This window comes from Vibrio sp. CB1-5 (assembly GCF_059412285.1).
This window is the reverse complement of record NZ_JBJHPB010000051.1, coordinates 1-9,834: the sequence shown is the minus strand read 5'-3', so window position 1 is coordinate 9,834 and position 9,834 is coordinate 1. Positions and strand designations below refer to the sequence as shown.

Here is a 9,834-nt window from a genome sequence, read left to right as displayed (position 1 = left end):
GGACCAAGGACCAAGGACCAAGGACCAAGGACCAAGGACCAAGGACCAAGGACCACAGGACCCTACAACCCCGAATAACTAATCCGATTCACAAACCACTCTTTGATCCCTTCCGGTGTTTTCACCACAAACTCATCATCGACTTCTTTTTTAAGAATCGCACGAGCCATAGGTGCGTCGATAGAGACATAGCCTTTTGCGCCGCCATAGATTTCATCCGGTCCAACAATACGAAACTGCATTACGTCGCCATCGTCGTTCTCAATCTCAACCCAAGCACCAAAAAAGACCTTGCCTTCTTGCTGTGGTGAATAGTCAACCACGGTCACTTGCTCTAAGCGCTTTCGTAGGTAACGGACGCGGCGGTCAATCTCACGAAGGCGTTTCTTGTTGTATTGGTAGTCAGCGTTCTCAGAGCGATCGCCTAATGACGCCGCCCACGTCACTTTCTTAGTCACTTCAGGACGCTCTTCACGCCAGAGAAAATCGAGCTCTTTTTTGAGCTTGTCGTACCCTTCGCGGGTGATCAGGTTTGTTTTCATAAATCCATCGAGTTGCGGATGACCGCCCCCATATTGCCATGAAAACAGAAAAGCTCAATCCAGCTAACGCATCAAAGTGGATGCGTTAAGCGGTCGGTTGCGGCGTCCGGCGGTCTCGTTGCACTTTTTGATGATGGCTTAGTAACGATAACACTCGCCCTTCATCATGTATTTGGTCAAAGAATGGGTTGGCATCGAGCGCCGTCAAATCACATTCAAAGATACTGAGATCGCCAACCTGGTATTTCTCAGGAATATAAATATCAGACATCAAGGTTTTTGCGTAGGGCTTGATGGCGGTAACGAAGATTTTTTTCCCTTCAAATAACTGGCATGCATGACGATGAACTTGGCGATGAAGCGGTTTGTCCTGTGCTAAGTAGCTAAGTAAGCAGTCTTGGCCGTTGGCATCTTTGCCATAGACAATATGACCCACCATGGCCTGTTGATGCAAAGCGACCACCACATTCACTTCCTTTACTGACATAGCAGTAATTAAGTCCTGAAAGCTGATATTGCGGTAGTGCTGCTGGGCGTACTCTATTTGCTCGCGATAGAGAGTAGGCAGTTGCTTCCAAGAGTAGCTGACGAACTTTTCGATTGAGCAGGGATAGACGGGTTCGTTGCCGATAAAGAACTCATCGTACTTTGCTACGCCTTGTATGAGTCGCTGTTCTTCTTGGCTGTAGTGATAGGGCAGTTGGAAAAAAGCAGCCACGCCAGCGCGACGCATTAGGGAGGGCTGTCCATTGCCGTGCTCCCATTTACTGAGCATAGGTTGGTTGACCCCTTGAAACGCTCGATGAGACAAGCTGAGTGCTTCAACGAGTTCAAGTTGAGACATGCCATTAACGCTGCGCCAGTACTTAAGTGCGGTGGCAAAACTGTCACGGGAAAATTGTGGCTCCCATTGGGACGATATGGTCATAACCCTCTCCTTGATGCATTGAGACCAGAGACGTTACTTAGGGTATATGAGTGCGGCGCTTTGGGCTGTGAAAACCCTATTACGAAGCGTTACAAAGCGTTAGCGAACGCGAGAATTATGACACTTTGGTTAATCGTGTTTCAGGGCGAAAAGATTGGCAACATACAATAAACACCATCTATATCACACAGAATGGCGACGAAGGCAGCTAATATAGATCATAATTAATAATCGCTAACAATTCTCTGCACAACTTTTGTCCAAGGAATGTTACATTTACCGCTGAACCTTTGGTTTGCTTCATAAAATAGCAGACTGAGGGTGTAAATTGCTTTTTAGTGGTGGAATCGAATATGCAAGAAAATCACAAGATTTTAGTTGTTGATGACGATGCACGTCTACGTGCATTGCTAGAGCGTTACTTATCAGAGCAAGGATTCCAAGTACGCAGTGTTGCTAACAGTGAGCAGATGGACCGCCTGTTAACCCGTGAAAACTTTCATTTGATGGTATTGGATTTAATGCTACCAGGTGAAGATGGCCTGTCGATTTGTCGTCGTTTACGTAACGCCAACAACATGTTGCCGATTCTAATGCTGACAGCGAAAGGCGATGAAGTAGACCGTATCGTTGGCCTTGAGGTCGGTGCGGATGACTACTTACCAAAGCCGTTCAACCCGCGTGAGCTGCTCGCTCGTATTAAAGCGGTGTTGCGTCGCCAGACTATCGAAGCGCCGGGTGCGCCAAGCCAAGAAGAGTCTGTGGTTGAGTTCGGTGACTTCCGACTAAACCTTGGTACTCGTGAGATGTTCCGCGGTGAAGAGGCGATGCCTCTGACGTCTGGTGAGTTTGCGGTGCTTAAAGCATTGGTTACCAACGCGCGTGAACCTATGTCGCGTGATAAGCTGATGAACATGGCTCGTGGTCGTGAGTACTCGGCGATGGAGCGCTCCATTGACGTACAAATTTCTCGCTTGCGTCGTATGTTAGAAATCGACCCAAGTAAACCTCGCTACATTCAAACTGTGTGGGGTTTAGGTTATGTCTTCGTGCCAGACGGCAAAGAAGCGTAATTGAACGGTAAGGCTCTGGATGGATTCAGAGCCTTTTTTGTTTATTATCCTGTCTCGGTCTTCGCTCCAAAGGAAACCTTATGCGCTTTCGTAGCTCCTTCACACAATCCATCCTACTGTTTTTCTCTCTACTGGTTGCCAGTCAAGTGTTCTCCTATTACGCCGTGTATAACTATGCATTGCTGCCAAGTTTGCAGCAGTTCAACAAGATCTTGGCGCATGAATTGGTGTTTTTCTTGGAGGATACCGAAGATGTCGATGGTCAGATTGAGATGGATGCGCCGCTTCGAAGGCAGGTGTTGGCTCAACTAGGAGTGACGATTCACGCCGATGACAGTCCGATGGCGAATGAGTTTAATCATGCTCTGCCTATCGACTTGATGAGTGAAGAGATGAGCGACGAGCTTCAAAGTGATACTGAGGTCAGGCTGATACTTGGCGAGGAGAGCTATATACTTTGGATGCAAATCGACGCGCTACCTAACTCGCTGATCCGTATTCCTCTTTCTGAACTGCAAGAAGAAGACTTTGCCCCTCTATTTCGCAATAGCCTAATTATGGCTCTGCTTGTCCTTGCCGGTGGTTGGCTGTTTATTCGCTTGCAAAACCGACCGCTGACAGCGCTTGAAAATGCGGCGACGCTAGTAGGGCAAGGGGAAATTCCTCCGCCACTGCCAGAGAAAGGGGCATCGGAGATCCGCTCAGTAACCCGAGCCTTTAACCAAATGGCGAAAGGCATCCAAGAGCTGGAACAAGACCGGACGTTATTAATGGCTGGCATCAGCCACGATATCCGCACGCCGCTGACACGTATTCGTCTTGCTACAGAGATGATGTCGCCAGAAGACAGCTATTTGGCAGAAGGCATTATCAGCGATACCGAAGAGTGTAACGAAATCATCAGCCAGTTTATGGATTATCTAAAACCGGTTAATACTCAGTCGTTCGAACCTCTTAGCCTAAATGATATTGCCTCGGACATTGTCTCGTCTGAAGGTGGCTATGAGATCCAAATCGATTTTGACCCTATGGCGCGTATTAAAGACATCGAAGGCAGTCCTATTGCCATCAAACGTGCTATCACCAACCTAGTGGTCAATGCCGTGCGTTACGGTAATGGCTGGGTGAAGGTGACGACAGGTATGACGGTTGATAACAAACTGGCGTGGGTGACGGTAGAAGACAATGGCCCTGGGATTGAGCCAGACCAAATTAGTCGTCTATTCGAACCTTTTACACGTGGTGACACCGCTCGTGGCAGTGAAGGTACTGGGTTGGGGCTAGCAATTGTTAAACGTATCATCAGTCAGCACCATGGCTCCGTGAGTATCTCGAATCGCAGCGAAGGTGGCTTGAAGGCTCAGGTAAGCTTTCCTGCAGTCAAGAATGGGAAGGGTATAGTTCCTAGGGCCTAGGTTGGAAGTACAGGTTGGTTTGCCGACCATGTAAAATGAGTAATGTGTTGTAGAAGATCCCCTTTTTCAAGGGGATGACGAAATGGTTCGGGATGATGAAGTGGTGTGGCATGACGAAGTGGTGCGGGATAACTAACTTATTTAGTCGACGGTGAGTGAAGAAAAAGAACCGTCATCCTCACGAAAGTGAGGACCTCGTGAAGCGCGTGCCTAACTTAGCCGTGAAGTCCAACTCACAACCTACGCCTTAGCGTAAAACTCTCTATCACCCAACCAGCGATCGATGATCTTCTTAGCATTGTCCGGATATTGTTCATGAACATGACGGGCAATGCGTTGTACTTCAGGCACCAAACGCTGGTCACGAACTAAGTCAGCAATCTTAAAGTCAGCCAAGCCAGTTTGCTTGGTACCGAGTAACTCGCCCGGACCTCGGATCTCTAGATCTTTCTGAGCAATAACAAAGCCATCGTTGCTTTCTCTTAGCACGCCTAAGCGCTTCTGAGCAGTTTTAGACAGTGGAGAGTGATACAACAGCACACAATGACTTGCGACGCTACCACGTCCCACACGGCCGCGTAGCTGGTGTAGCTGAGCCAAACCAAGACGCTCTGGGTTTTCGATGATCATTAAGCTGGAGTTGGGCACATCCACCCCGACTTCGATCACTGTGGTGGCGACCAAAAGGTGCAGCTCGTTGTTTTTAAAGCGCTGCATTACATCTTGCTTCTCCGCCGGCTTCATGCGGCCATGTACCAAACCAATCTTAAGATCAGGAAGTTTGCGTTGTAGGTCTTCTGCGGTATCGGCAGCGGCTTGCGCTTCAAGCACTTCAGACTCATCAATCAAAGTACACACCCAATACGCCTGTTTGCCTTCATGAAGGCAGGCATTTTTGACGCGTTCAATCACATCATCACGCTTGGTATCGGGAATGGCGACCGTTTGAATCGGGGTTCGACCCGGCGGCAATTCATCAATCACTGAGGTTTCTAAATCTGCATAGGCGGTCATCGCTAGCGTTCTAGGAATGGGCGTGGCCGTCATGATCAACTGGTGCGGGTAGAAGCCTTGCTTGGCACCTTTCGCACGCAGCTCGAGTCGCTGGTGGACACCAAAGCGGTGTTGCTCATCAATGATAACGAGTGCTAAGTTTTTAAACTCGACCGATTCCTGAAATAGCGCGTGGGTACCCACAACCATTTGTGCTTCACCGCTAGCAATACGCGCGAGCTCAGCCTCTTTCGCTTTGCCTTTCTGCTTGCCAGAAAGCCAGCCAACTTGAATGCCCATTGACTCAAACCAGCCAGCAAAGTTAATCGCATGCTGCTCAGCCAGCAATTCAGTAGGTGCCATCATGGCCACTTGATAGCCATGTTCAATAGCGCGCACCGCAGCCAAGGCTGCGACCAGGGTTTTACCCGAGCCTACATCGCCCTGTACTAAGCGCATCATAGGAATAGGTTTTTGCAGATCGGTTTCAATCTCTTGAACCACACGAGCTTGAGCACCAGTGGGTGAGAAGGGCAGTTGTTCCAAAAGCTTTTGTTTAAGCGTTTGTACCGGGTCAAGTGCAATCGCAGCATCTTGCTGGCCTTTACTGCGCACGGCGAGCATCGACAAGTTCTGCGCCATCAGCTCTTCAATGATCAAGCGTTGCTGAGCAGGGTGCTTACCCTCATCAAAATCATCGAGATTAATGTTCGGCGGCGGACGGTGGATAATGTGCAGCGCATGGCTAAGCGTCATTTGCTGGTTGTACAGGCCACTGGGTAGTAGCTCATCAACAGCTGCACCATCCATGAGCTCTAGCGCTTGGTCGGTTAAACTCTTTAGGGTCAGTTGCCTTAAGCCTTCTGTCGTTGGGTAGATAGGCGTGAGAGTTTGCTCAAGCTTCGGGGTTTTCCCCTCTGCATGAAACTTGTATTCAGGGTGGATGATTTCAAGGCCATGATTGCCACGCTTCACTTCACCATAGGCAACAACAACCCGCCCCTCGGAGAAGTTGTTCTTCATCGCAGCTGTGAAGTTGAAAAATCGTAGGGTAATGGTGCCATTACCATCACTGACCTTCACGGTCAGCATTTTACGGCGTCCAAAGGCGACATCACTACTCATCACCTTACCCTGCACTGAGCCCCAAAGACCCGGGTGCAGTTTGACGATAGGGTAGATACGCGTGCGATCTTCATAGCGATGCGGCAAGTGAAACAGCAGATCCTGCACCGTGTGCAATCCTACCTTTTCAAGTTTCTCTGCGACTTTTGCCCCTACGCCAGTAAGCGAAGTTAAAGGAATTGCCGACAGTAACTGAGCCATATTCACCATCCATCAGAGTGTTAGATGGGAATATTCAAGCATCTTACTGTCTTTTTGTACAGTTTTAGTTAAATACGGTCCTAGGGAAAAGATGGCCCTAGGTCCTAGGAATAAGAGCCGATAATCTAGGACCAAGGACCAAGGACCAAGGACCAAGGACCAAGGACCAAGGACCAAGGATCACTACTTCTTCTGCATCTCCCTCCACCACGACTCATCCGCCACAATTTGACCTTCATCATCTAATGGTGGGTAGGGCATGTTTTTTTTCTTGGCGACCTTTGCGAGAACCGGGTGGCCGCGTTCGAATAGGATGCGGTGGATGGTTTCCTCTGGAAGAGCGCTTGCCTCGCGGTCGTACATGCCTGCTAATTGGCGCTGCCTTTGTGCTTCGAATAGGATAAGTGCGCTAGCAACCGAGACATTAAGCGATTGCACCATACCAACCATAGGAATAATGACGTCCTGATCTGCCTCACTGAGCGCATCTTGAGTAATGCCGTTCTTCTCACCACCGAGAATGATGGCGGTAGGTTTGGTGTAATCGATGTCGCGAAAATCGACCGCAGAATCGGAAAGGTTAGTTGCAAGAACCTGCATGCCTTGTGATTTAAGCTCGCGAACTGCTTCCGCTACTGTGTCGTGTGTTTCTACTTCCACCCAGTTGCGAGCACCGGCCGACGTATGGCTTAAGGTACGCATCTTCTCATCAGGCCAAACCGCATGGACTTTGTGGACACCTGCTGCATCGGCGGTGCGGATCACGGCAGAGACATTGTTTGGCTTGTGCACTTGCTCGAGCAGCAAAGTAAGGTCGGGTTGACGTGCTTTGAGTACTTCTTGAATACGATTGTAGCGTTCTAAATTCATTGGGATGTTCCAAATAAAACGGGCTCGATATTCATCGAACCCGTATTTAATCAAAAAGCTGTGCTAGTTCTTACGACGTCGGACGCGAAGCGCGTGTGGCATCACGCGAATACGCTTCATAATGCCGGCAAGGTGTACGCGATCTTTGGTCGTAAGCAACACGGTGACGGTATACAAACGGCCATCACGTTCCTCGGTTGAGATACCGTGGATGTTGGAACCCGTTTTGGCAATCACATTAGTCAGCTCAGCCAGCGCACCTTGGTGGTTTTGCAGATCGACTTTCAGCTCAGCAGTAAATTCCTGCTCGAAGTCGTCACTCCACTCTACAGCCATGTACTTATCTGGCTCTTTTTGGTGACCACGCACGTTTGGACACGTCTCGCGGTGAACTACAAGGCCACGGCCCGGTGACACGTGAGCAATAATGTGATCGTCTGGGATCGGGTGACAGCAGTTGGCGAACGTCAGCAAAATACCTTCCGCACCGCGGATTGGTAGCTTTTTGCCTGTGGTTGGTACAGAGCTGGTTTGCGTCAGCTCATCGGTATCACCTAGCAGGCGACGCGCGATGACGATGCTCATTAACTCACCCAAGCCGATATCAGCCAACAAGTCATCCACAGAGTCGAGCTTAAGATCGGTCAGCACTTCATTGATGTTATCTGGATAGATGGTATCAATGGAATGACGCCCCAACGCGTGGTTGAGTAGACGGCGACCCAGTACGATAGACTCTTCGCGGCGCATCGTCTTAAGAACCTGACGGATCTTAGTGCGAGCGCGAGATGTCACGACGTAGTTTAACCATGCCGCATTCGGGCGAGCGCCCGGGGCACTAATGATCTCAACCGTTTGACCGTTCTTAAGCGCTTTACTTAGCGGGTAAGGATTGCGGTCAACTCGAGCACCAACGCAGGTATTACCCACATCGGTATGAACGGCGTAAGCAAAGTCGACGGCGGTTGCGCCAAGTGGCAACTCAACAATACGACCTTTTGGTGTGAACACGTAAATTTCGTCTGGGAACAGATCGGATTTTACGTTTTCAATAAATTCAAATGAGTTACCGGCACTTTGCTGTAGCTCAAGCAGGCTTTGCATCCAGCGCTGCGCTTTAATTTGCGCTGTAGTGCCAGTGCGATCGCCGTTGCCTTTGTAAGCCCAGTGCGCCGCGACACCTTTATCCGCCATTTGATCCATATCTTCAGTACGGATCTGCACTTCAACGGGCACGCCGTGAGGGCCAACCATTGAGGTATGTAGGGATTGGTAGCCGTTCGCTTTTGGTACCGCGATGTAATCTTTCATGCGGCCAGGACGAGGCTTGTACAGGCTATGGACTTGACCAAGTACACGATAACAGGTGTCCGCCGTATCCACGATAACGCGGAAGGCGTAGATATCCATGATGGTGTGGAAACGCTGCTCTTTGGTTTTCATCTTGTTGTAGATGGAGAACAGGTTTTTCTCACGACCCAAGACGCGACAGTTGAGACCGACTTCTTCAAGACGCCCTTCAATTTCGCTGTGGATACGTTGGATCATTTCCTTACGGTTACCGCGAGCAGCTTTCACCACTTCTTTTAAAACGCGATAACGGTTTGGATAAAGCGCTTCAAAACCCAGCTCTTCAAGCTCGGTTTTGATATTGTGAATACCCAGACGATGCGCAAGCGGCGCATAGATCTCTAGGGTTTCACGAGCGATACGACGTTTCTTGTCAGGACGAAGCGCGCCCAATGTGCGCATGTTATGAGTACGGTCGCTGAGCTTAATCAAGATCACGCGGATGTCTTGCACCATGGCAAGCACCATCTTACGGAAGTTTTCCGCTTGAGCTTCTTTGCGATCTCGGAATTTTAGCTTGTCGAGCTTGGAAACGCCGTCCACGAGTTCCGCGACAGTATTGCCAAATTGTTCTTCTAGCTCTTCTTTGGTGACTTCCGTATCTTCAATAACATCATGCAACAGAGCCGCTTGAAGCGTTTCAATATCCAAGCGCATTTCTGCGAGGATACGAGCAACCGCAACCGGGTGGATGATGTAAGGTTCACCGCTAGAGCGGGTCTGCCCTTCATGGGCATCTCTTGCTACCACATAAGATTGACGCAGAGCCTCAATTTGAGGCTCTGTTAGGTATTCTTGGGCAACGTCTTTAAGGCTATCGAATAGGTACAAATTATTGGCCCGAACGTCGATGGAACTCTGATTGGATAGGTCGAATTAACGGTTGTGAGCGATGCTGCTTACTGCCGCTAGTTCTGCAGCTTCTTGCTCTTGCTGCTCTTGACGCTCGCGAGCGTCTAGTACTTCTTTCGTGATCAAGCCTTCTTCGATTTCGCGTAGAGCGATAACCGTTGGCTTATCATTTTCTTCTGGCACTAGTGCATCTTTACCACCGATTTGCATCTGACGTGCGCGGCGAGCCGAAATAAGAACTAGGTCGAAACGGTTACCAACTTTTTCAACAGCGTCTTGAACAGTTACGCGTGCCATAAGAACTCCAATAGTTAACTAAATTTTTGATGACGAGAAAGTATACAGGCTATTACATTTAGATTCTAGATCACAAATGATCCGTTTAGCTACTGTTACTTAGGTTTTAATTGTGCGCTACCTTCGAAGTAGCACACTCGTCATCCCCTTGAAAAAGGGGATCTCATGTGGAAAGTGACTCACATGAT

Annotated in this window: 8 protein-coding genes; 2 read left to right on the top strand and 6 right to left on the bottom strand. The window is 49.2% G+C overall.

What is annotated here, in order from left to right; all coding sequences use genetic code 11:
• Positions 1-62: 62 nt before the first annotated feature.
• Together greB and ACJB0T_RS21515 are read right to left on the bottom strand one after the other, a co-directional pair.
• Positions 63-542, bottom strand: coding sequence for a transcription elongation factor GreB (gene greB, locus ACJB0T_RS21520; protein ID WP_042503205.1), 480 nt, complete (start codon positions 540-542; stop codon positions 63-65).
• A gap of 85 nt (positions 543-627) precedes the next feature.
• Entirely contained in the window at positions 628-1,470 is an 843-nt protein-coding gene (locus ACJB0T_RS21515; RefSeq protein WP_479291914.1) for a helix-turn-helix domain-containing protein, read from the bottom strand.
• A 353-nt stretch (positions 1,471-1,823) separates the two neighbouring features.
• Between ACJB0T_RS21515 and ompR the strand changes: the two genes are divergently transcribed.
• Positions 1,824-2,543: an osmolarity response regulator transcription factor OmpR gene (gene ompR / locus ACJB0T_RS21510; protein WP_006071277.1), complete on the top strand. Its 720-nt coding sequence runs from the start codon at positions 1,824-1,826 to the stop codon at positions 2,541-2,543.
• A gap of 80 nt (positions 2,544-2,623) precedes the next feature.
• On the top strand, positions 2,624-3,958 hold the full coding sequence (gene envZ / locus ACJB0T_RS21505; protein WP_479291912.1) for a two-component system sensor histidine kinase EnvZ: 1,335 nt from the start codon (positions 2,624-2,626) through the stop codon (positions 3,956-3,958).
• Positions 3,959-4,198: 240 nt separating this feature from the next.
• On the opposite strand, the gene recG is transcribed toward envZ, so the two are convergent.
• The 4 genes from recG to rpoZ all read right to left on the bottom strand — a co-directional run bounded on the left by recG (position 4,199) and on the right by rpoZ (position 9,646).
• Positions 4,199-6,277 carry an ATP-dependent DNA helicase RecG gene (gene recG, locus ACJB0T_RS21500; RefSeq protein WP_479291910.1) on the bottom strand — a complete coding sequence of 693 codons (2,079 nt, stop codon included), beginning with the start codon at positions 6,275-6,277 and terminating at the stop codon, positions 4,199-4,201.
• A 183-nt stretch (positions 6,278-6,460) separates the two neighbouring features.
• On the bottom strand, positions 6,461-7,147 hold the full coding sequence (gene trmH, locus ACJB0T_RS21495) for a tRNA (guanosine(18)-2'-O)-methyltransferase TrmH (RefSeq protein WP_479291909.1): 687 nt from the start codon (positions 7,145-7,147) through the stop codon (positions 6,461-6,463).
• A gap of 63 nt (positions 7,148-7,210) precedes the next feature.
• Positions 7,211-9,328, bottom strand: coding sequence for a bifunctional GTP diphosphokinase/guanosine-3',5'-bis pyrophosphate 3'-pyrophosphohydrolase (gene spoT, locus ACJB0T_RS21490; protein ID WP_112462973.1), 2,118 nt, complete (start codon positions 9,326-9,328; stop codon positions 7,211-7,213).
• Between the two features lie 45 nt (positions 9,329-9,373).
• Positions 9,374-9,646 carry a DNA-directed RNA polymerase subunit omega gene (rpoZ, locus tag ACJB0T_RS21485; RefSeq protein ID WP_006071268.1) on the bottom strand — a complete coding sequence of 91 codons (273 nt, stop codon included), beginning with the start codon at positions 9,644-9,646 and terminating at the stop codon, positions 9,374-9,376.
• Positions 9,647-9,834: the final 188 nt, after the last annotated feature.